Source organism: Pseudoalteromonas sp. NC201 (assembly GCF_002850255.1).
GTDB lineage: Bacteria > Pseudomonadota > Gammaproteobacteria > Enterobacterales > Alteromonadaceae > Pseudoalteromonas.
Genome location: NZ_CP022522.1, coordinates 4,027,354 through 4,051,952 on the forward strand (window position 1 = coordinate 4,027,354; position 24,599 = coordinate 4,051,952).

15 protein-coding genes are annotated in these 24,599 nt (G+C 45.4%); 3 read left to right on the forward strand and 12 right to left on the reverse strand.

All coding sequences use genetic code 11. The annotated features are described in order from the left end of the window. Positions 1–78: 78 nt before the first annotated feature. Both glmS and PNC201_RS17615 read right to left on the reverse strand, forming a co-directional pair. Positions 79–1,899: a glutamine--fructose-6-phosphate transaminase (isomerizing) gene (glmS, locus tag PNC201_RS17610; protein WP_102057780.1), complete on the reverse strand. Its 1,821-nt coding sequence runs from the start codon at positions 1,897–1,899 to the stop codon at positions 79–81. 10 nt (positions 1,900–1,909) lie between these two features. Then, positions 1,910–2,692, reverse strand: coding sequence for a DeoR/GlpR family DNA-binding transcription regulator (locus tag PNC201_RS17615; RefSeq protein WP_010377680.1), 783 nt, complete (start codon positions 2,690–2,692; stop codon positions 1,910–1,912). Positions 2,693–2,841: 149 nt separating this feature from the next. Here PNC201_RS17615 and PNC201_RS17620 point away from each other — a divergent pair, with 149 nt between their 5' ends. Then, positions 2,842–4,764: a PKD domain-containing protein gene (locus PNC201_RS17620; protein WP_102057781.1), complete on the forward strand. Its 1,923-nt coding sequence runs from the start codon at positions 2,842–2,844 to the stop codon at positions 4,762–4,764. Between the two features lie 64 nt (positions 4,765–4,828). Here PNC201_RS17620 and PNC201_RS17625 read toward each other — a convergent pair whose 3' ends face one another. The 8 genes from PNC201_RS17625 to PNC201_RS17665 all read right to left on the reverse strand — a co-directional run bounded on the left by PNC201_RS17625 (position 4,829) and on the right by PNC201_RS17665 (position 16,562). Beyond that, positions 4,829–5,149 carry a DUF6482 family protein gene (locus PNC201_RS17625; RefSeq protein ID WP_102057782.1) on the reverse strand — a complete coding sequence of 107 codons (321 nt, stop codon included), beginning with the start codon at positions 5,147–5,149 and terminating at the stop codon, positions 4,829–4,831. A gap of 779 nt (positions 5,150–5,928) precedes the next feature. Beyond that, positions 5,929–7,053, reverse strand: coding sequence for a glycosyltransferase (locus tag PNC201_RS17635; RefSeq protein ID WP_102057783.1), 1,125 nt, complete (start codon positions 7,051–7,053; stop codon positions 5,929–5,931). Beyond that, positions 7,050–8,078: a glycosyltransferase family 9 protein gene (locus tag PNC201_RS17640; RefSeq protein ID WP_102057784.1), complete on the reverse strand. Its 1,029-nt coding sequence runs from the start codon at positions 8,076–8,078 to the stop codon at positions 7,050–7,052. Before PNC201_RS17640 ends, PNC201_RS17635 begins: the two co-directional genes overlap by 4 nt. 2 nt (positions 8,079–8,080) lie before the next feature. Continuing rightward, entirely contained in the window at positions 8,081–9,427 is a 1,347-nt protein-coding gene (locus PNC201_RS17645; protein ID WP_102057785.1) for a 3-deoxy-D-manno-octulosonic acid transferase, read from the reverse strand. 122 nt (positions 9,428–9,549) lie between these two features. After that, on the reverse strand, positions 9,550–11,964 hold the full coding sequence (locus PNC201_RS17650) for an FtsX-like permease family protein (RefSeq protein WP_102057786.1): 2,415 nt from the start codon (positions 11,962–11,964) through the stop codon (positions 9,550–9,552). Positions 11,965–12,191: 227 nt separating this feature from the next. Next, entirely contained in the window at positions 12,192–14,588 is a 2,397-nt protein-coding gene (locus tag PNC201_RS17655; protein ID WP_102057787.1) for an ABC transporter permease, read from the reverse strand. 2 nt (positions 14,589–14,590) lie between these two features. Further along, complete coding sequence (locus tag PNC201_RS17660) at positions 14,591–15,298, reverse strand: ABC transporter ATP-binding protein (protein ID WP_102057788.1); 708 nt, start codon at positions 15,296–15,298, stop codon at positions 14,591–14,593. Positions 15,299–15,308: 10 nt separating this feature from the next. Further along, complete coding sequence (locus tag PNC201_RS17665; RefSeq protein ID WP_102057789.1) at positions 15,309–16,562, reverse strand: efflux RND transporter periplasmic adaptor subunit; 1,254 nt, start codon at positions 16,560–16,562, stop codon at positions 15,309–15,311. A gap of 249 nt (positions 16,563–16,811) precedes the next feature. Here PNC201_RS17665 and PNC201_RS17670 point away from each other — a divergent pair, with 249 nt between their 5' ends. Both PNC201_RS17670 and PNC201_RS17675 read left to right on the forward strand, forming a co-directional pair. Beyond that, entirely contained in the window at positions 16,812–18,224 is a 1,413-nt protein-coding gene (locus PNC201_RS17670) for a sigma-54-dependent transcriptional regulator (RefSeq protein WP_102057790.1), read from the forward strand. A gap of 11 nt (positions 18,225–18,235) precedes the next feature. Beyond that, positions 18,236–19,561, forward strand: coding sequence for a sensor histidine kinase (locus PNC201_RS17675; RefSeq protein WP_102057791.1), 1,326 nt, complete (start codon positions 18,236–18,238; stop codon positions 19,559–19,561). Positions 19,562–19,734: 173 nt separating this feature from the next. Here the strand turns inward: PNC201_RS17675 and PNC201_RS17680 are convergent, their stop codons facing one another. Beyond that, positions 19,735–23,160, reverse strand: a complete 3,426-nt coding sequence (locus tag PNC201_RS17680) for a GMC family oxidoreductase N-terminal domain-containing protein (RefSeq protein ID WP_102057792.1) — start codon at positions 23,158–23,160, stop codon at positions 19,735–19,737. 137 nt (positions 23,161–23,297) lie between these two features. Continuing rightward, positions 23,298–24,500 carry an acyltransferase family protein gene (locus tag PNC201_RS17685; RefSeq protein WP_102057793.1) on the reverse strand — a complete coding sequence of 401 codons (1,203 nt, stop codon included), beginning with the start codon at positions 24,498–24,500 and terminating at the stop codon, positions 23,298–23,300. Between the last annotated feature and the right edge of the window lie 99 nt (positions 24,501–24,599).

Here is a 24,599-nt window from a genome sequence, read left to right on the forward strand (position 1 = left end):
TGAGGGGACGAGTTGTGGCCCCGCACTTTATAAGTACATATTCCTAAGTAACAAAAAAAGCGCTTGCGCGCCTTTTTCTTATTCCACCGTTACACTCTTTGCGAGATTTCTCGGTTGGTCAACATCGGTGCCTTTGATCACGGCTACATAGTATGAAAGTAGCTGTAGTGGGATGGTGTAAACCACTGGGGCGATGATGTTTTCTACGTGATTGACGTTCATTACTCGCATGGTGTCGTCTGAGGCAAAGTTTGAGTCTTTGTCCGCGAATACATAGATGATACCGCCGCGTGCACGCACTTCTTCAACGTTTGATTTGAGCTTTTCAAGCAGCTCGTTGTTTGGTGCAACGACGATGATAGGCATGTCTGCGTCGATAAGCGCTAGCGGGCCGTGTTTTAGCTCGCCTGCCGCATAAGCTTCGGCGTGGATGTAGGAGATTTCTTTAAGCTTAAGTGCACCTTCCATTGCGATTGGGTATTGTGAACCACGACCTAAGAACAATGAGTGATGTTTGTCGGCAAATTCTTCTGCAAGAAGCTCGATGCCATCGGCCATCGTTAGCGTTTCTTCAAGCTTGGTTGGCAGAGTTTTAATGGCGTTGACGATTGCACTTTGGTCACGGCCTTTTTCCTGCGCGATCGATGCCGTTAGCATCAATAAGCCAACTAATTGGGTCGTAAAGGCTTTTGTTGATGCCACACCGATTTCTGCGCCAGCTTTGGTCATAAAGGCAAGATCTGACTCACGTACAAGTGATGAGCCAGGTACGTTACAGATGGTCATCGACGCCATATAGCCTTGCTCTTTGGCCAAGCGAAGTGCTGCGAGAGTGTCTGCGGTTTCGCCCGATTGTGAAATGGTTACCAGTAGGCTGTTTTCGTGAACGAATGAGTCGCGGTAGCGAAACTCTGAGGCGATTTCAACGTTACAGCTTACGCCTGCAAATTGCTCCAGCCAGTAGCGTGCCACCATGCCTGAGTGGTAAGACGTACCACATGCGATGATCTGTACGTGTTTTACATCTTTAAAGATTTCATTGGCTTTGTCGCCAAATGCGTCGATACTGACGCGATCGTTGTCTAAACGGCCTTCAAGTGTGTTACGTACGGCCATTGGCTGCTCGTAGATTTCTTTTAGCATGTAGTGGCGGTATTCGCCTTTGCCAGACGCATCTTGCGTGATGTTAGACTCAACCACTTCGCGCTCTACAGGATTGCCGTTTATGTCGAAGATTTCTACCGTTTCGCGAGTAATGCGTGCTACATCGCCTTCTTCTAGGAAGATAAAGCTGCGGGTTACAGGTAATAGCGCGAGTTGATCAGAGGCAATAAAGTTTTCACCAAGACCAAGACCGATAACCAATGGGCTGCCTGAGCGTGCCACAATGATTTCATCTTGATTGGCTTTATCAAATAATACCGTACCGTATGCACCTTCGAGCTGTTTTACCGCTGCTTGCACGGCCGCGAGTAATGTAGTGTGTTGCTGTCTGAGTTGATGGATCAGGTGCACCATCACTTCGGTGTCGGTGTCAGATAAAAACTCGTAGCCGTCTTCTTTTAATGCCGCGCGCAAGCCTTCGTGGTTTTCAATAATACCGTTGTGTACCAGCGCAATTTCGCTGTTAGAAATATGCGGGTGCGCGTTAGCTTCTGTTACGCCGCCGTGTGTTGCCCAGCGCGTGTGCGCGATACCGGTAGTACCTTTTACTTCGGCATTTTCAAGCGCAGATTCTAGGTTTACCACTTTACCCACGGCTTTCACGCTGTTGAGTGCACCGCCTTCGCAAAGTGCGACACCCGCAGAGTCATAACCACGGTATTCAAGGCGTTTTAGGCCTTCGATAAGAATTTTGTTTACTGGACGCTCAGCAACAGCGCCTACGATTCCACACATAATCTCTCCATTATTTGCACGTTGTGTGTAGTTCAGCACAGATAAGTTGTATACCACGCGCTTCGATCGCTTGGCGGAGGTCATCGGCCAAGTTGTTGTCGGTGATCAAAGTGGTGATCTGTGCCCAAGGTATTTCTAAATTTGGAATTTTACGGCCAATCTTGTCGGATTCGACCATCACAATCACTTCACGGGCTGACTTTGCCATCACACGGCTCAGCCCAATTAATTCGTTGAATGTGGTTGTGCCGCGCTCTACATCAATGCCATCGGCACCAATAAAAAGCTGATCAAAGTCATAGGATTGCAGTACTTGCTCTGCTACTTGCCCTTGAAAGGATTCTGAGTGCGGATCCCATGTCCCGCCGGTCATCAATAAGGTTGGCTCATTCTCCAGTGATAACAATCGATTAGCGATATTCATCGCATTGGTCATCACGACTAAGCCGCGCTTTTGTGCAAGCTCCGGAATTAGGGTTTCAGTGGTTCTGCCGCTATCGATAATGATGCGATTGTGATCTTTAATCAGCTCGGCGGCCGCTTTGGCAATGGCCGTTTTACGTACCGAGTCTTGCTCGTCTTTACCTGATGCGGTGATCTCTTTAGGAAGGGCTATCGCACCGCCATAGCGGCGTAGTAACAGGCCGCTTTTTTCTAGTGCCGTTAAATCCTTACGAATCGTAACTTCTGACGTTTCAAACTCAGCGGCGAGTGATTCTACGCTTACTTCACCGTATTCATTCACCCATGAAAGAATGGTATGTCTGCGCTGTTGAGTGTTTCGTTTAGTCATAAAGTAAGTTTCGTTTCGAAATTTAAGGCGATTATAGTCGAAACTTCAAAACCTAAACAAGTTAAATTTTGCACTGAACAAATTTTAACTGGAAATATTATGAACATCAGGATACATTTCCGGATTGAGGTACTTAAAAGGATAATTAAATGAACAAAAACTTAATAACATCAATACTTTGTTGTTCACTATTACTAGCAGGATGCGGCGGTTCAGGCGGTGACACTACACCAGTCAATCAAGATAGCGGCAAAAATGGAAATAATGGCAACACGGATTCAAATAACGGCAGCACAGATTCAAATAACAGCAACACAGACTCAAATAACGATAATACAGATTCTGGAACGGATACCACGACTAAGCCAGTCGCTAAAATTCAGGCAAGTGCCTTTGGGGAGACTGGCAACGTCATTCAGCTTAGCACTACGGGAAGTACGATCCCTGAAAATGCCGAAATAACATGGCAGTGGCAAGCCAAACCCCAAGGCAGTAACGCTCAGTTTTCTAACCCCAACGCTAAGCAAACGCACTTTACCGCTGACGTTGCAGGTATTTACATTCTAGGGCTAACAATCAAGTCAGGTAGTAACGAATCGACAACACAGTTTGAGATCCGTATAAAAGAAAAAACTACACCAAGTGTGAACACACCTCCTGTCGCCGACTTCACACTCACCAAACAGGCAATTGCCATCAACGAGCATCTACAGTTAGATGCGAGCAACAGCTCAGACTCAGACGGCGATAATCTCAGTTATAAATGGCAAGTTACTGCACCTGCTAATGTTGATGAATACACATTGGTAAGCCCTAACAATAACGTTGCCTCTTTCGCCTCTAAATTTGCGGGTGAATACACCATTACTTTAACCGTTTATGATGGTAAATCGTCACATAGCAAATCAGAAAAAGTCATCGTTATAGATAACCAGCCAGCTCTTAAAGCGGTTATTTCTGCGCCTTCAGAGGTTACATTAAGCTCCATGACTTTTGTTGAGCTGAAAAGCGATGGTAGTCAGTATCAAGGCGCTGTAACACCGCTTTGGAGTTTTGACAGCAAACCGAGCGGCAGCCAAGCCGCAATGGCAACACCAAATGGATTTCTCACCTCGCTTCAATTAGATAAGGCAGGGCAATATAAAATCCGCTTTAGCCTTAAAGACAGACAAGGTCGTTTAAGTGAGGCAACCCATACCTTAACGGCCAAATTAGGCGAAGCAAACAAACCGCTTGTATTCGTCGACGTGCCAGAGTCAACCAAAATCAATGAAGCCATCAAGCTTAGTGCCAAGCGAAGTAAAGATACAAGCGGAAGACCACTCTCCTTTAGTTGGACGTTTGAGCCATTTGAAGCCGGTTTGACCTATTCCGTTACGAATGAAGATACCGATACGGTGATTTTTACGCCTCACGGAGAGGGAAGTTACCGTTATTTTGTGGAGGTAAGTAACGGTGAGCTAAGCCAAACCGCCAGTGGCGTGATAAAGAGCCACCCTGAAAATTATGGACCCACAGCGTCTATGAGTCCACAAATGTCTACAGCTACGGAAGGGGAAACCAAAGTCTTTGTGGTATCCGCAGAAGATAAAGACGGCGATCCGCTCACTTATCGCTGGTCACTTGAAACGAAGCCTGAGAATAGCACTGCAGTGGTCAACAATGCTGATAATCGCGCGTCTATTACCTTCGATGAAGCTGGTAACTATGTGCTGAAATGCATCGTGTCTGATGGCAAGGTTGAACTAGTCGTCGCGGCATTCATCAAAGTAAGTGCTGCTCAAAATAGCGCTCCAGTAATTACGGCGCTGGACTATCAAGGAGTACTGAAAACAGATGCAGCGCTTTGGATAACTCCAACGGTTATAGATAGCGACAGCAATGCAGGCAATTTGACCTATTTTTGGAAGGTGGTTGCTCCAACAGGCGAAGTGATTGACAGTACCACAGCTCATGACTCGAACCTACAATTCACTCCTATAGCATCAGGCGACTATCAGGTAAGTTTAAGTGTTGTAGATGAAAAGTCCGCTTCCGTTGCAACTAAAACGATAACACTTTCAGTAGAATAAGAGATCTCTACTCGTTGACTTTTAAGGCTTAAGCGCTCACTTGTGGGCGCTTAAGCCTTTTTGTTTAAACGGTTATGTCGGATGGAGTTAAGTGACGGATCTCCATATTGCTGATATGCGTTCCCGAAGAGTCCTCTGGGCCAATTTCATCATAGGCGGACTCAACTCTGAGGTAGGCTTGAGTTGCGCCGAGTTCCGCCAGCTTTGTCTCGGCCTCTCGCAGCGAGTTAAACGGCGTTAGTTTACCCTCGGCATGCATTAAGATATGCAAGTTCCCATCACTATCTTGACCACCCGCAAGATAGTGATTTGAATCCGCGTAGCTAAGCACGATGGCATGGAGTTCTTTATTAGCGATTTTTTCTTTGAGTGTGGCAGCAAGCATAATGCTCTCCTCGTTTAACCGATTAATAATTAAACGACCCTTGTGCGTGTTTGGTTCACCTTGATAGTCATGAATGTTTTGTCGCAAACCTATTGTCGTGATAAATCACGACCTACCATCCATCACGTAGGTCGAGGTGTACCTCGATAGATTTAATCGAAGGACTTATCTTTAAAACTTATCTCTCAATTGCAAGGCATGCACATGAGCTGGAATAACCTGAGAAAAGGCAGGATATCAATCCCGTACGCAGAATACTTCATTACGTTTAACTGCCATAAACGCACGCTCTATTTTACGGATTATCAGCTGGCACGATTGTTTTGCCAATCTATCTCACATAATGAAAAAAGTTTGAGTGCCGCTGGCAAACATGGGTGTTATACCAGTTGTATTAAGTAAATGATCTATCTTGAAGCGGGGAAATAGCTTTAGTAGCAAGGCAAAAATTTTGCTATTTAGTTGTTCTAAATGAGAAATTTTTAACGAAGCTAATATGCTATTTCACCCTTCAAATTGATTAGAGAATTAATTCAATTGGTATTAATGCCTGATCACTTTCATGGCTTACTGACGCTTGGCAATACACAACTTGGTAAGATTGTTGGAGAATTAAAAGGCGGAACAGCTTAACTGCTAAACACAGAATTTGGCAAAGCGCGTATTACTATCATCAGCTCAGATCCACAGAAGATAGGCATACCATTGCCCAGCATATTGCTGTAAACCCACTAAGAACCAAGCTAGTAAGCCGCATTGGTGATTACCTTTATTGGAACTCACACTTTCTGTGATTGGCTAGTTAAAGGGTCTCTTCCCAACTCAGTTAACACGCTTAGATACACCGACAAGTTACCTTCCGCCATCACCTCAATGGCAAATTCACTGCACATTTTAGCGCGACCTTTACGGCCCATTTGCTCTCGTAAAATCGGGTCCTGCAATAAGCGATTAAGATCTTGAGTAAACTGAGCTTGATTACCAATCGGAGCAAGTAGTCCGGTTTCATTGTGCGCAACCGCTTCGGGAATGCCACCGGCAGCAAAGCCCACGACAGGCACGCCAGATGCGCTACTTTGTAATAACGCTACGCCTAGCCCTTCCATCGATGCTGGATGTGCAACAATATCAACCGCCGGTAAAATACGCGCTACGTCTTGTCGAAATCCCACCAGCTGGACAATTTTTTGCAGCCCCAGCTCATCTATACGCGCTTGATACTGTTGCAGCTTTGGCCCTCGGCCAAACAGTAATACACGTAAATTAGGATGCTCAGCAATGAGTTGTTTGGCTGCACGCATGATCACATCCTGCCCTTTGCGCTCTATCAGTTGCGCAAAATTAGCCACAACCAAGGCATTTTGTGGCAGCTCAAACTCATCAAGCAACCATTGCCGCTCCGCGCTACTTGGTGCAAAGCGCTGGGTATCGACTGCACTGTGGACTAACTTTACTTGCTCAGAGGCAACACCTTGTGAGAGTAATACTTGGCGGATCCCCTCTGAGATAGCGATAACTTTATCGTAGGCTGGGTATTTTAATTTTGACCACCAGCGTGGCTCGGTGTTGTCGACTCGTCTCGATAAAATAACAGGAACATTAAGCGACTTCGCGGCAAGTAATCCCCAAGTATCAACCCCTCGGCGGCTGTGAATATGAACACAATCAGGCCGATGATGGGCAATAGCCTTTCGTAAACGCAAACATTGCATGACATCGAGATCGCCTGTCATTTTCACAGGATCCACAACAACTTGCTTATCAACGGCTGCAATCATTTCACTATTAGGCGGGCAAACCAGTACGTTCTCAATGCCCTTTTGCTGTAACGCTTGGGTTAAATACACCACTTGCTGTGCGCCGCCATATAAGTGACGACCCGCTTCAATATGCAGAACTTTCATAGCACTTCTCCTAGTGCGCTCGACACTCTTTGTGGCGTGAGCCCCACCATACAATCAAAACGAGCCTCACAGGTTGGCCGGCGTTTGCATGGTGAGCAAGCAAGTTTATCGCTCAACACGCGACCATTTGGATTAAAGGTGTTTTCATACGGTAAGGTTGAACCAAACAATGCAATAACCGGGGTATGATGCGCCATCGCCATGTGAGTTAGCCCTGTATCAACGCCAATCACACCTTTTGCCCCCCGAATGATCTCGCTGCACTCAAGTAATGTCGTTTTCCCAGTTAGATTAATGATCCCCGGCATCTGTTTTTCTAAGCGCTCGCTATGAGCGATATCACTTGGTCCACCCAATATAATAATATGCGCACAAATAGACTGATTTACTTGTTTATACAACTCACGCCAATGCCCATCTACCCAGTGTTTCTGTGCTCTCGTTGTAAACGGGCAAAACACCACATAAGGTTGGCCTTGAGTATGCTCCAATAGCAGTGCCTCTGTATGTTGTTGTGTCTCATTCGAGGCAATGAGCGAGTATTGAAACGCCGCTTCAGGCGCACCAAAAAATTTTGCTGCAGCTCTGTATTCCGAGCTGATATCAGCAGACCAAGGCGAGGTCACTACCTTATTCATAAGCCACTGACTGCCCTCGCGACTATTGATCCCAACCTTATATTGAGCGCCACTTAGCCAAGCTAGCACGCCACTTTTAAGGAGTCCTTGGGCGTCGAGCACTAAGTCAAATTGTCGACTAGCCAACTGCTTTTTAAAGCTATTAACTAGCTTCAGTAGCGCTATGATCCCTTTTGCTTTTCGCACTTTTTGCCACTCATTGCGAGGCCACAGGATCACCTCATCTAGCAATGGATTTTGTTGCAGCAAGGTCGCGCCAGCAGGCTCTGCTAACCAGCTCAGTTTTGCTTCTGGATAACGTGCCTTTAGTGCAGAAATAAGGCCTGACGCCATCACGATATCACCAATGGCACTGAGCCGGACAATAAGGATATTGTTGTATTGCATTGTTATCTGATCACCATTGGATGTAATCGGGTACTATGAACTGGCCGTTGCGCTTGTTTTAACTGATATAAAACTTGCAATGTGGTTGTGTGTAGTGCGCCATTATGCTTTGCGATTGCAGCTTGCCCAGCCTGTATTTGTTGTGTTGTTGCAGCACTATTTTGCCAAAAGCCGATGACTTCTCTGGCTATTTGCTGTGGCTCGTTACCCTCAACAAGTGCGCCAGCTTGACTCAGCGGCGCACATATATCTTCACAATTTCGTCGACTACTTCCCATTACGACGGCAGCCCCTTGGACAATGGCTTCGGCAGGGTTGTGACCACCGAGCTTAACTAACGAGCCACCGATAAAGGCAACATGGGCATCACGATAAAACGCAAATAGTTTGCCCATCGTATCGAGCAGATACACTTGCGTATTTGCCGTTAGTGTTGGCGCGTGCGAGTAACGCTGACAGCTCAGCCCGCTTGCTTGCAGCAGCTGCCATACCTCATCAAATCTTTCAGGATGACGCGGTGCGATAATTAGCTGAGCTGCTGGATTTTGCTGTAACAACTGTTTGTGCGCTGCGACCACCGCTATTTCTTCAGTGTCATGCGTGCTCCCCGCAATCCATGTCAACTGAGAGGGTTTTTGCGTTGGGTCGGCATGTTTAAGCTCTGGCCAATCGTACTTGATATTACCGCACATCATCAGTTTTTCTGGTGGTACACCCAACTCGCGAAAAGCTTGATAACTTAGCTCACTTTGCGGCAGAATTTTATGCACCTTGGACACCATAAAGGTAAAAAGACCTAACATGTTGGCATAACGATTTTTTGATCTGTCGGTCATGCGAGCATTTACCAGCATCACTCGACTGCCTTGGTTGCGCGACTGGCGAATAAGGTTCGGCCACCACTCCATCTCAACCGACATGGTCAATACCGGATTAAAATGCGTCAAGAACGCACCAACCGTCAATTGAAAGTCCAGTGGCAAATAAGTATGAATGACTTGCTCCCCCCAGTTGCGCTCAATATAGTTGGAACCCGCAACCGTGGTACAAGTAAAAACAATGGGTAAATGAGGATGCTGTTTACGCAGCTCAGGAATAAGTTTAGCAATGGCGGCACATTCACCAACGGAGACGCCATGTAAATGAATACAGGCGGGTAAACGCTTACAATCGTAGACACCTAAGCGCTGTAAAAAGTGCCTTTTATAACCCGGTTTACGTAGCCATTTTTTTAATAAGATCAGCGCAATCAAAGGTAAACACAACAACAGGATACTGTTATAAACACCAATCCAAAGTGAATTAGCTGATCTTCTACGAAGACGAGAGGTTGTCTTAACCTTAGCCATAGCTACACCTTGTTATTCAAGCCTGAATTAACCCCAGTGTAACTATGGTTTTTGACACTAAATTGACAGCGAGTCATACCAACTTGCTTTATTAAGTGGTCTATTTTAAAAATTGCTATCAGCTACTCGTAGCGCAGCGCTGATGAGGGGCGCCGGCTTGCAACCTTGTAGGTAACGAGCACAACGGTAAGCCAAGTAAGCAAGATCACAAGTAGGCCTGCGACTCCATAAATCCATATAGATTGATTTATCCGCTCATTAAAGCGACTAAGCCACTCACCAACTAGCCAATACGTCAGCGGGACTGCAAGTACCATACTCAATGCAGATAACCACAAATACTCTTTAGCAACCAAGCTAATTAATCCAAGACGTGAAGCGCCTAACACTTTGCGAATAGCTAATTCCTTTTCTTTACGCAAGGTAGTAAATGACGCTAACCCAAATGTTCCGAGTAAGGTCAGGAATATAGCTAAAGGACTAAAGATAGATAGCATGGTAAGCGTATAGAGTTCATTCTTGTGGGCCGCCAAGAACTCATCATTGAGAGACTGAACTTCTATATCACGACGATTGAGATGTGCAGCAAGAACTTGTTCAATTTCAGTGATCACGTTATCTGGATCAAAGCCTTCAGCGATCTTTAATACCACATTTGCAGTTTCACCATCAACATGACCAAGCATCAATGAAGTAGGTTGTACTGCATTATTCACAGAGCCAATTCTGATATCCTCAACTACGCCCACAACCTTGGCTGTCAACTTTCGCCTTGGTACGGTAACAGTGACGCCGATTACCTCATCAAGCTTCTCATATCCCGCTAAATGAGCCATTTTTTTGGTTATCAGGATAGCGACATGCGCTTCTCCATTTTGCTGTTCACGATACCAATCTCCAGTGTAATCGCGACTAAAGCCTCGCCCAGTAATCAACTTTAACCCGAGTACATCAATCACGTCATAACCCGTATTGATTACTGCTAACATGCCGTCATAGGTTTCGCCATTTGGCCAAGTGTAATGCATCCCACCGTTAATGGCGGTTGCATAATTGGTATCGCTCAATGTCCAACCAGCCACACCTGAGATCTGGCCTAACTCATCAAGCAATGCGTTTCCTTGTTGCTGATAGATCAGCTCTGAGGGCAATTCTCGAATGATAATTCGCTGTGCTTTTTCGTAACCTACATCCAACTGTTTTACCAGCATCATTTGTTGATAGAGCATGCTGATAGCTGCTATCAGCCCTACGCCAATCGCACCTTGTAAGCATAAGGTTATTTTGCGGATCCTTGCTGATGAACGCCCTCGACTAAAATCGCCACTTAACACTTTTTTCGCGCCAAATGACGAGATAAATAAAGCTGGATATAGCCCAGAAAATAAACCAACCACTGTCAATGTAATTACAAGACCGAGCATAAATAGAGAGTTGTATACCAATGTCAGGGGCTGCGCGATTAACTGATTAAAGTGCGGCAATGCCAACTCAACGATTACAACCCCTAAAAACCCTGAAAACAGCACAATCAGTAACGATTCTGACAGGAATTGTGTGACGAGTTGCGACTTACTGGCACCTAGCGCTTTACGTATGCCGACTTCTTTAGCACGCTTTGCAGCACTGGCAATATTGAAGTTAATAAAATTAGCGCTGGCTATGATCACAAGTAAAGTACTCAGCACAACGCTCACTTGCAGTGCCAAATAAGACCCGCCTTGCTTCATCTCTACGGTGCCATTGGTGTGAAAATGCAACTGGGTCAATGGAATAAACTGAAACTGGATGTCTTTGAAGTTCGGGTTTTTAGCTCTTTTTTGCATCTCGCGCGTCATCTCTTGCGCTAACGCGTTGAAGTCAGCTTCTGGCTGCAACTTTAAATACACATGACTACTAAAAGGACCGCGCTGCAATTTGGGTAAGTACATCAGCACATCAAAATCAAAGTGTGTATTTGCTTCTAAATCCGCAAAAACAGCAGCCACTTCATAGCTTCCCCCATCGTATTCAAGTTGCCTGCCGATAACATCTGTGTCGCCAAACAAGCGCTTTGATTCTGTCTGACTAAGGGCGATAAGATTGGGCTGAGAAAGGGCCTGAGTTAAGTCTCCATGTAATACTGAGATATTCACAAACTCAGCCAAATTTGGCGTCGCAACATACGCCTTTTTGAGCTTAAAGCGCTGATCTTTAACCTTCACGATATCCGCCATTGGTTCGCCACTATATTGTAACGATTCAATCCGACTAATAATCAACAGTTCCTTTATTTGACTGTGCTTTTGCATCAGCAGCGGCATTCTAGGGTCAATCGCACCGCGCACGCCCACACCGACAGAACGCAAATCTAAATGTACTCGATAAACATTATTTGCATCAGGCTGATGTTTATCAACAATCAACTGACTTTGGGCAAATAAAGCCACGATAATTGCAGCAGCAATTCCAATGCTGAAACCGATGACATTGAGCAGTGTGTGTAGCTTTTGTTTTTTACTTACCCGAATTGCCGTACTCAAATATGAAGTGAGCATAGAAGATCCTTTTTAGTTATTTTTTATAAAGATATCCAGTACGAAGTCACTTGATTTTTTAACTCGCGATTGTGACTCACTTTTAAAAATGACTGCTTGTAGCAACATATTCACACCATTCAAAAGCAGAAATGGTCGTGCCGATATTGGCGATGAAAACACCAAAGAACAAATGATAAAAGCGGCCTAAATTAGGCCGCAATTTCTTGAGTGATTACCAATTTAATTTACTCATATCGCAAGATCAGCGACGGACGCGTACTCGCGGCTTTAAAGGCAAGGGTCGCCACAGTCAACCAAGTGATACCGGCAACCACCAAGGCTGCTGCGCCATAAACCCACATTGCTTGCTCAATGCGGTCATTAAAGTTTGCAAGCCAATCACCAACGAGCCAATAAGTTACCGGATAAGCAATGGCGATACTGACTCCCACCAAAATCAGGAACTCTTTTGCTAAGATATTCACAATGCTTAGCCGTGATGCCCCCAAGACTTTGCGTACAGCTACTTCTTTTTGACGGCGAACCGTTGCAAAGGATGCCAATCCAAAAGTGCCTAAACAGGTTAAGAATACAGCTAGCGCGGTGAAGATAAGTACTACCTTAGAGATACGCTCATCACCACTAAGTACCGCCCTATAACTGTCTGAAAGTAGATTTATCTCTGGTTCATACACGTTTGCGGTTTTTGCCAACACACTAATCAAGTCTTGTCGAATCTGTGCTAAATACTGCGGGTTAATCGTTAAGATCACTTCAGATGTTGGATTAAAATAAGTAAACCCTAATAAAAACATAATATTAGAACTTGCTTCTTGTGCATTCCCCACTTTGACGTCAGCGACGACGCCAACCACTCGCATCTCTACGTTGCGGCCAGTATCTTTGATAGTTTTGCCAATAATATCTGCAACATTACTGTAGCCAGCTTGCTTAGCGACCGACTCGGTAATAATGGTGCCTATTGTGGTTACGCCGTTAACTCGATTTGACCAATCACCGGCAAACTCTCGGCTAAAGTCTCGACCTGCAAGTAGCGTTAACCCCAACCCTTTGACTACCTCGTAGCTTGTGCCAATAACTGGCGTTAAGGATTGCGACTGTTCACCATTTGGCCACGTTGGTACTAGGGTGTTATTAATCGAGCGAGTCAGCTGCGTATCTATCACACTGATATGTTCAACGCCCTCAATAGCCGCGAACTGTTTAACTAATGACGTTGGCGCTTTTGTAAAAGCCGCTTTAACGGGCACTTCTGAGACCACCAAACGCTGTGTGGTTTCGTAACCAAGCGGTAAATTTTGCAAATGTGCCAACTGGTACTGTAGCGTTATCGAAGCAATAATTAACCCAACCGCAAGTGCTGCTTGTACAGTTAAAAGACTTTTGCGCACCCAAATCGCGGTACTCCCACGCTGTAAATCTCCGCTTAGTACGCGTTTAGCACTAAAAGATGAGATAAAAAATGCAGGATAGAGACCCGCCAACAAACCCACGATGACGGCAACCGCGACTACTACGACACTAAACATAGATGCATAATCAATACTTAATTCACGGCCAACTAGATTGTTGAAACTTGGCAATAGTAGCTCGACCAAAACACAGGCTATTGTCATTGCAAGCAATGACACGAGTACAGACTCAGATAAAAACTGTGCAACTAATTGCGACTTGCTGGCACCAAGTGCCTTGCGTACACCCACTTCTTTTGCACGTTTGGTCGACTGTGCAACCGTCATATTAATAAAGTTAAAGCCAGCGATAAGGATCAGCAGCACGCTTAAACCAACACAGATCATCACCACTTGTTTCGCACCACCCACTTTCATTTCAAACGGCGACTTTGCAGTAAAGTGAAGCTCCGTTAAGGGGTGTAATTGCAGCGATAAGCGACCCTTAAAATCACCGAAATAATATTTCTCAGTCAGTATGCTTTCCAAAGCAATAACATCTGTTTGCGGCGCCAATCTTAAATAAACATAGCTAGAAGTTATATCCGTATTGACTGGATCATGCTCTACAGACACTAGGTTTTTAAAGCCAAAATGCGTGTTTTCAGGTAAATCTGTAAATACTGCACCTACCGTATATTGGCCGTTTTTATGCTGTAGAGTCTCGCCAACCACGTTTGTGCGACCAAAAATACGCTGAGCTTCTGAACTACTCAATGCAATGCTATTCGGTACACTCATGGCGCGACTTAGACTACCTGCCACCGTTTCCATATCGATAAAATTCTCGATATTTGCAGTTGCGCCATAAAGGTCATTCAGTTTAAAACCTTGATTTTTTACTGTCACATCTACTTCAGCTTCGCGAGTAAACTCCACCATCGTCAGCGCAAAAACCTCTTCAACTTGGCTATATTCAAGTGCTCGAGTGCCATTGATGTAATTAAAAATAGGAACGACCCCAAGCCCTAATTGCGAATAGTCTTGTGCAATTCGATACACACGCTCAGCATGAGGTTGCTGGCTATCGTAAGATAGTTCATTTTTTGCAAACAGTGCGACCAAAATTGCCGCGGCTAAGCCCACACTAAGCCCAAGTACATTTAAAATAAAATGCTGTTTTTGCTGCTTAAAAGCACGCAATGCTGTTATTAGATAATTCACTATCATCGTTATGCCACCTCTGATTTTTGTGGTTGCACCACCGTGTTGGCTTTGTCTAACATCACTTGGCCATCGAGAAGGCGTACAAGTCTATCCGCGTATGACCCCTCTTTTTCTGAGTGCGTTACCATGATCACGGTTGTGCCTTCGCGGTTTAGCTCGCGTAACATCGCCATGACTTCTTCACCGTTTTTGGAGTCCAAGTTACCCGTTGGCTCATCCGCTAAGATAAGTTTAGGGTTAATAACCAGCGCTCTTGCAACCGCCACACGCTGCTGCTGACCACCAGAAAGTTGCTGTGGTAGGTGATCAGCGCGGTGGTCGATGGCAACGCGTTTTAAAATCTGCTCTACACGCTGCTTACGTTCACTTTTTGAGATATTTTGGTATTGCAGCGGTAGCTCGACATTTTCAAACACAGTCAGCTCATCAATCAGGTTAAAGCTTTGAAATACAAAACCAATAGACGCTTTACGTAGCTGTGAGAGCTGCTTTTCGCTATAGCCCGCAATGTCCGTACCCGCAAACTCAAATTGCCCAGATGACGGTGAATCCAACATCCCTAGGATGGACAATAAAGTAGACTTACCACACCCAGACGGGCCCATGATGGCGACAAACTCACCTTCATTAACAGTTAGGTTAATATCGTTTAGCGCAGTCGTTTCAACGTCTTGAGTACAAAATACACGGTTTAGGTTAGTTAGTTTTATCATTGTTATATCCTTAGAAATTGAGTTGTTGCGCTTTGTCGAAGTTGCTATAGCTTGAGGTGATCACTTGCTCACCTTGTGATAAGCCATCTAACACTTCGTAATAATCTTGATTCTTTTTACCTAAGCGAATGTCACGACGCTCGGCGGTTTTGCCATCACTTGCCAACACGTATACCCAATTACCGCCAGAGCTTGTAAAGAAGGCACCGCGTTTTAGCAATAAGGCATTTTCTTTGTTACCGCCAAGCATCAGTTCTACATCTATGCTTTGGCCGCGTTTAATGTCGCTTTGGCCGCTTGGTAATGCCACTTCAACCTGAAATTGTGATTGCGTTACACGGCTATCAATTTTGCTCACCTTGGCACTGACTAAGCCACTGTCTAACATCACATTCACTGCCATATCCGGTTGTACTTGATTTAAATAAAACTCATCAAGGCGGACAACCAACTTGTATTCATTCGGAATGTCAATTTGGCCTAACCTTGCCCCTTTACTCTTTGACTCACCGATTTCAACATCCAGCTCACTCAAGTAACCTGATACCGGCGCTTTGATCAGTAGGTTTTCGAGATTTTGACGGGCAAATTGCAAATTCTTCTGTAACATCTCAGCACTGTCTTCTAGCTGTTCGACTTGTACTTTACGAATGGAATTTTCCTGCGTTTGGCGCTCTAACGTCAGCTCCTTTCGGGCCTTGTAATACTGTAAATCGTCCTCAATTTCAGACAATCTGTCGGTTGCCAGCACGCCTTTTTCAACGAGTGGCTTGGATTGCTTATAACGGCGTTCTAAATGGCTAATTTGTAAGTCAATTTCCAGCAAGTCACGGCGTAAATTAAGGCGACTGGTTTCCATGGTCATTTGGGTGTTTCTTAGGAAGTTAAGCTGCTCTGTTACTTGTGCTTCGCGACTCATCACGTCTAGCTGTAAACTGGTATTGCTCAATCTCACTAATGGCTGACCCGCCTCAACAAACTCACCCTGCTCCACCAAACGCTCTTCTACTTGACCACCCGCGATGGTATCTAAGTAAATCGTGGTTTTTGGTACGACTTGACCACGTAAGCTTAGCGCGTCCACAAACGCCCCTTTGCTTACGGTACTCACCGTAAGGCTACTCAGTGCGAGATTTTGACTACGACCTGAAGAGGCTGTGTTATTGAATGCCAGTGCCGCTGCTGCAATGCTCAGTAGTACACCACCTGCCACCGCTTTCTTAAGATGTTTTTGCAATCCTGAACGCTCTATTTTCTTATCCATAATCACGCCTCTTGTTCTTAGTCGGTTAAATCGTTTTATCGAATATGTATGACTAATATCAAGCACCGTGCCAAGCTTGATTTTATTATAAATTACAAAATGTTAGGCATTTACCCTTATATTCTAAGAATAATAAGTGTCCGGAAATAGAACACATCAAAAATAACAAAGTGTCCATAAATGAACACTTTTCGTAGACGAGATCTAAATGATTGCGGTACGCTAAAAGAAAAATAAAGCGATCAGGATATGAAGCAGGAAGGCACCATATTAATTGTCGACGACAACAGCGATATATTAATTGCAGCAAAGCTTTTGCTAAAAAAGCATTACCAAACCATCATCACCACAGATAGCCCCTTTGATATAGAAGCGCAAATTGCATCACAGCAAATAGATGTGATCTTGCTCGACATGAACTTTAGCCAAGATGCCATTAGTGGCAAAGAGGGCTTCTATTGGTTAAAGAAAATTGTCGAGCAAGACCCAAGCATCGTGGTGTTGTTAATGACCGCCTATGGTGACATTCAACTTGCCGTCGATGCGATAAAAGCAGGTGCCGCCGATTTTATCGCTAAGCCTTGGCAAAACGACCAACTATTGGGTGCGGTTGCCGCCGCATTTGCGCATGCCAAAGACAAACAGCAGGTTGGTAAGCTCACTCGTCAGACGCAAGGGTTAAATCAGGCACTCAATCAATCCAGTGGTAGCCATCAATTTGCTTTTTTAGGCCAAAGCTCGGCCATGCAAAAGGTATTTAGTACCATCGAACGCGCGGCACTCACCGATGCCAACATTTTGATCACCGGCGAAAGTGGCACGGGCAAAGAGCTTGCCGCCCACGCCATTCATCAGGCGAGTATGCGTCGCGACAATACCTTTATCAGCCTAGACATGGGTGCTATCTCCGAAAGTTTGTTTGAAAGCGAATTGTTTGGTCATAAAAAAGGGGCGTTTACCGATGCGAAAAGCGATAAGGTCGGTCGCTTTGAACTCGCACACGAGGGGAGCTTGTTTTTGGACGAATTGGGCAACCTGCCGATGGGCCAACAAACAACGCTACTTGCAGCGCTACAAAATCGACAAGTCACTCCTGTAGGCGGCAATAAGCCTATTTCAGTGGACATACGGCTTATCTGTGCCACCAACGATAATCTGCAACAAGCGGTTGATGAAGGTCGTTTTAGGCAAGATTTATTATATCGGATCAATACCATAGAGATCCGTCTGCCACCGCTTCGCGAGCGTGTCGATGATATTCCACTGCTCGTAAACTACTACCTTGAACACTTTTGCCACAAGTATAAAAGGCAGCTTGAGGTAAATAGCAGCGACATGCAATGTCTACAAACCTACCCGTGGCCCGGTAATGTCAGAGAGCTCGCACATGCTATCGAACGTGCGGTGATCTTAAGTGAAACCGAGTTTTTGGATATCAGTACCGTGATTGGCACTAATCCCACGGCGGCACAAGCAAGTATGGAAGATACCTCGGACACCAATACACTCACTTTTGAAGGCACTTTCAACCTTGAAGAAATTGAACAACGTACGGTGCGTGCAGCGCTCAAGCATTATCAAGGCAATGTCTCAAACGCAGCCAAAGCGCTCGGGTTAACCCGAGGGGCAATGTATCGTCGCTTAGAAAAGTACGATTTGTAGGAAGAAAAGAAATGACACGCGTTGCTCACCATCCCATCCTTGTTTTTTTCTTTACTATCATTGGTCTAGTAATTTCCAGTGGGCTCTCGCTATATTTGTATATACAAGGTGGCTTTTCGGCAACTTGGCTGTTGATCACCCTTATTACCATCACGTTTATTTCAACCTTATACTTTCAATTTAACAAGCAAAACAAGCACATGGGTTTTGTACTTAAGTCTTTAGCCAATGGCGATAGCTCCTTGGGATTAAGCCAACATCACCCAATGCGGCAACACTTAGAAGAGATCAAGACACGGATCCAAAGCGCGCGGTTGAGCGCCGAGCAGCAAGCTCACTTTTTACAAACCTTGCTAGTGCATATCGACTTAGCGGTTTTGGTGTTCGACAGCGAGGGGAAGGTTATTGAATCAAACCCAGCGGTAACCCGCCTACTCGGTAAACCCATTAATCACAGCAAAGATTTAGAAGATATCGCACCACTGGTTAATGAATGCGATAAGAGCTTGAAAACGATAGCAAATTGGCAATATGGCGAGCAACAAGATAACTTGTCTATACAAATAACATCAGCGCAGATCCAAGGGCAAATTCGTAAAATTGTCACCTTACAATCCATTCGTGATGCATTACAAAACAAAGAGCAGCAAGCCTATAAACGCCTCACCAAAGTGCTTACGCACGAGGTAGCTAACTCTATTACACCTCTGGCATCCATTGCACAAACCTGTGGGGGACTCTTGCCCGACACATTGAGTTTTGACGATGAAGAAGATAAACAAGACCTCGCCTTAGCGTTGCAAACACTGGCAAAACGCACTGAGTATCTGGGCGCTTTTATCGCCCGTTTTAGAACGGTGAGTAATTTACCCAGCCCAGCGCTGCAACCTGCCCAGCTAGCGCCGCTGGTAGAGGGCATCTATCAGTTACATCAACAAAGCTGTCATCAAGCGAACATAGACTTACAGCTTGATGTTAGCCACTCCCAACTGGTGATGTTAGACACAGCTCAAATTGAGCAAGTACTTATTAACTTAACCAAAAATGCCATAGACGCGGTGCAGCAGCGCAATGAAGAAGACCTGCGAAACACCCGCCAAGTGGTATTAAAGACCGGAGCAAATAACGCAGGTCAGCACTATATAGAAATAAGCGATAATGGGCCCGGCATCGCAGAGCATGTCATTGACATGATTTTCGTGCCGTTTTTTACCACTAAACAACAAGGCTCGGGGATCGGCTTAAGCCTCTCAAGACAAATTATGATTAATCATGGCGGCGACTTAATTTATCTTAGGCGCGAACAAGGCGCATGCTTCAGATGCGTATTTGGTTAGTAATCAACGCAATCTAGGTGAAGCAAAACATATTCGTTTGGTAATATGGGAGCCCTTGTTATTTGAGATCCTTCGTTGTCATTTAGTGCTACATTAAAGCTAAGGTAAAACTATCCAAAAGTGTGTAGTACTTAAATTGGCAGTCATAGTTGGCCGCAATCGTAAAACCACGGCTAATATCGCTCTAAATGATTGAGAATATGAGGAAAAACATCTACATCAGCCTGACGCCCAAAGATACAATCTATATGCGCGTAATTGGGGATCACTTTACGCGTAAACTTAGCCTCACCAAAGGCAAGACAAAGACGTTCATAGGTTTTTTTCGTGCTCTCGGGTAAATAACATTCGTTATCTGCCCCGCTAATAAATAGCGTCGGTACGTTTAACCGGTTGATGTGTGGCATGTAAACGTCCTTGCCATCTGCATCGACCAGTTTTCCTGCGCGACAAATTGCAGCAAGGTGCTCAAGGGTTTGAATATTGGCTTCGGCAAATAGTTCATCAATATGCTCATGCAGCAAATCGGTTAACTGGTCATGACGGTATAAGGAGGCGTACATAAAAGTCACGCGATGGCAGCTGTCATTGTTGCATCGCCCCTGTGCTTCAGCAAGCGCGTACAAGCCTAACGCCTTATCATACAAAGAGGCAAGCCCATTGCTCTGCTGTGGTACTCGCGCCGTTAGCGAGTCTACGCCCAGCCTTTCTAAAAATGAGGGGAGATGTAAACCTGTCTTCATTTTCGTTGCCATCGGCACCACCACGTCCGCCGCAATTTGTGATGCAACAACACTTCGAACCCCTGAAAGGCCGCTAAGCATAGACATAAAGAAGGTCGTAGCACCATAACAATGCACCACCGCCTGGATACTATCTGCTCCCGTGATGGTTCGGATCTTGTTCACTGCAGCAGGGTAATCGTATTTCGCTACCTGATCGCCATTTGATTGCTTTGCGGCAGCAGGCAACAAAATACTGACTCGATAATCCAATAGCCACACGTCATATTGGTTAGCGACTAGGTACTCGACTAAGTTGGTATCTATCATATCGGTGGAAAAGATACTCGAAGCAACTCCCAGTCCATGCACTAACATAACCGGGCCCTTGTCACCGCCACGATAACGAGTCAGCGATAGCTGCACATGATCAGCTGTATCAAACAAGTATACTTCAGGTGTTGGAGCCCTTAGCGGCCGTTTTTTGCGCACCAATTCACCACTGTGCGTTTTTTCTTGGTAAAAAATACTGCCGTAACTTTGATATAGAGTGCCCGCAAAAAATTGCCCAAAGCGTGCGATGGCTTTTAAGCGAGCCGCTTTACTCTCGGCATGACTTACACGAATAGTGGCAAGCTGCGTCACAAAATCAATCGGCGCTATCTTCATAATACCGTGACCACATACGGCCCCTTGAGTATCTTCTCCTTCATGAATATCAACAAATAAGGTTGTAGTATCATCCCAAAGATCGAGAGAGTGAGGGTCGTCTTTGATTAACTTAAAGGCATTAAAGAAGTACTGCTTGCCATCCTCCGCCATTAAATTCATTTTATAGATCATCTTCCGAGTATTTGGAGGAAAGGCCTGACGCTCAAACAAACGAAACTCACCATTGCGAACGATCAGTGGTTTATCAGAAAGCACATTACACTCAACGCGACCCGAAATATGCGCTTTATGTTGTGGGTCGGTCAACATCACCTCTAGATCCATCGAGGTGACCGTCAATACAAAAGACAGCGTTTGGTTTGTTTCTTGGCCCAGCTGATAGGCAGCCAAGTAGGTTTGTAAAGAGGTAGTACTTGGCTCTACCACGCGGCTAAAATAGCCCTGCATTCGCTCTGTAAACGCCAACCCTGTTGTAGTCGGCTCAGCGGTACGGGAGCGGCTTGACGGCAATTGATAGTCAATTTGCCAATCACGGTCCTTGGCGATAAGCGCACAGCAGCGCTCTGTCAATGCACTTATCGTAAGCAGCGGATTGACCGCAAGCGACGTTGGAATGATGGCACCATCTGACACATAGAGCGAGTCGTAACAGGCATCACTCTCTCCCGTAAACACTTGCCCTTTATGATTCACCACCCCTTCGGAACCCGTCTCAGCAAGCCGACAGCCACCTAAAGGATGAACTGTAACCAAGCGATTATTCAACCACGGTGACCAAATTGGGTTTTTAACATAGGTGCCACCGAGCGCTGCTGTCGCTTGAAGCAGCTTTTCACTCGCATGATGAAAATTAGGCTGAGCTCCTAACTCAGGCCAACGGATGTTCAACTTGTCTTGCTCTAAAGTTATGACACCTTGGCTATCGTCATGGCTCATTACTAAGTAGGTCTGAGTATGTTTTACCGCACCATGATAAGCGCCTCGCCATTGGCTTTGCCATACTCTCGCTTGCTCCTCCAAAGCGTCATAAAAACCATGATCCGTGTCGAGTCCAACTACACCCGCTGCACTTGCAAGCGCAGTTGGTAACACTCCTGCCATGGCGCCAGGTAAACTACCCTCTTCAATAATCATTTGTTGTGCGCGTTCGCTCGCTTCACGGAGATCGATTGCACTGGTGATACAAGGTCCTGTAGGCGCTTTGCCTTCTGGTTCTAGATTGCCAACCCCAACACCACCGATTTCGCTGTCGCAGTTATAGCCAAAACCCAACATATCGCCATTACCGGTAAAATGCTGACCAAGTTGCGAAGAGATAGCCAAACCGCGACTTTGGCTACGCAATAGAATTTCATTACTACCCAGCGTGCCAGCGGCCAAGATCACAATATCCGCCTCAACAAATAACGGGGCTGCAGAAAAGCATTCTGCGCCGGTTCCCATGTCTTGGTAAAACACCCGCCAACCAGAGTCGATTTTCTCAAGGTAGCGTACACTGGCCTGACAATAAATTTCTGCGCCATGATTCCAAGCATCCGGTAAGTAATTCATTCGGGTGGTATTTTTGGCATTGAAATTACAGCCAGACACACAGTCTCCGCAGTTATTACATGCTTGCTGCTCAACACCCACATGGTTAATGCCATCTTCTGGGGTCGCAAAACATACATTGATTGGTACTTTATTAAAGGGAGCTTCTAATGCATTTGCCGACTGCTGGTGAGCCTTAAGTTTATTCAAAGTTGGGTAATGTTCAGGGTATAAGGCAGGCTTCAGCATCTCTCGAGCCCGCGAGAATCCCTCTTCCAACAAACCATCCTCATCATCTCGGATCGCGTGTGGCCATACTGGATCTCTCAGTACTGCATCTACTGGGGGCAAAGCAACATTGGCATTGATAAGAGAAGTACCACCTAAGCCACAACCGACGACGACATTCTGTTCACGGTGCATATGAATATCAAATAATCCCAAATGAGAGCCCTTGTGCCCTGTTTGGCTATTAAACTGCAACTCACCAGCGGCCTCCAACTCGGTATCCGGAAATTCTCCCGTTAAAAACTCGCGCCCTCGCTCAAGTAGGCAGACTGATTTTCCGGCTCTCGCCATGCGTGACGCAGCGATAGAGCCACCATAACCACTACCAATAACAAGTACATCGTAATGCGGCTGAATTGCCGCCAGAGGTGAAGAAATTGGTTTCATTTGCTTGATTCCCTCTTCTTATTTTCGCTCACCACCTTGCCCGTGGCGATGCTATCCGTGAAGTATCCTCCATCGGAGGCATACTGACCCTAGCAATAAGAGTAGAGCATTTATTGCACAATGGTGCAGTACACTGGTTAAATAATCCGGAGGATCAGCGGCAACAATAACAAACACCCCACCCCCCAAAGAATTTTATTGTTTGTCAGCAAGGCTGCGCGATACCCCACCATCAACCCAAGGGAGCCCAGCTTTGGCACCAGCCAAAACAACAATCCAGAAAATAGCAGTGTTCCTGTGATCACCAACAGGCCCTCAAGCACACCACCGAGTTGATAACGGCTCAGCCAAAGCGCCAAGGCAATAATCACGCTTTGATGCCAGAGATAGATGGGAAACACCACTTTATTGAGCCTCGTAAGCAGCGGATGAGGACGGTTAAGATAACGCGCTGCTAATGCCAATATCAACAACACTGCGCACACACGCTGCAACACCAACACAAGACTCCCACCCCAAGTAATGAAGGTAGTGCGCGTGTCTTGCTGCAACCAGTAAAAATGATATAAAAGCAAAATAATCATGGCGTTGACGGCACAAACCCACAGCAGCACTTTACCTTGTCGAGCAAGCCAAGCCCAAAACCGATTATGCTTAGCAAGCAGATAACCTGCGAGCAGAAAAACAAACCCCTGAAATTCTCTTTTGCTATCACCTTCCAATGCCAACTGAGCCCAGAGTAAGCTTGCAAAAGCCAGCACGCTTAGTAGATAAGTTAACCAGCGCAAAGTGATACAATGCCGGAGCATTACTTGAAGCTTAGAATTAAAGACGATATGCAGTACAGCAAGGAGCAAAGTAAAACGCCATAATTCTCGCAAATACCACAAGTGATTGACATCGACATGGGGCCAAATACCGCTTTGATATTGACTAAATAAAGGACTGTTAAAATCAATAAACTGTTTGTAAAAATCAACATACCCGAGCGTTAATCCAGCATTTTGCTGCATTTCTGCGTACAGTTGCACTGGCACAACAACCCATATGCCAAATAATAGTGGGAGCAATAACAAAGGAGTACGAAAGAGCATGGCTGTGCATGCTCCTTGTTTATCAAAAATATATCTAAGCGCAACTCCCGAGATAAACCAGATAAGCAACATGCGCCATGGTGAGATCACTAACATCAGATATTCTAGCCAAACCGAAGTATAAGCACTTTTGTAGTGAAAACCCCAGTTAGGTACATATAACATAGCGGTGTGATAAAAAATGAGTATTGTAAATGCAATAACACGCAGCCAGTCTAGCTCTACTCGCCGATTTAAATGATCCATGTTATTTTCTTTTTGAAAGTAAACTTACCCCTACAGTGCGCCAATACAGCGTACAAACAAACGAAATTTGCTTAAATAACAATAGCTAGGGATAAACCG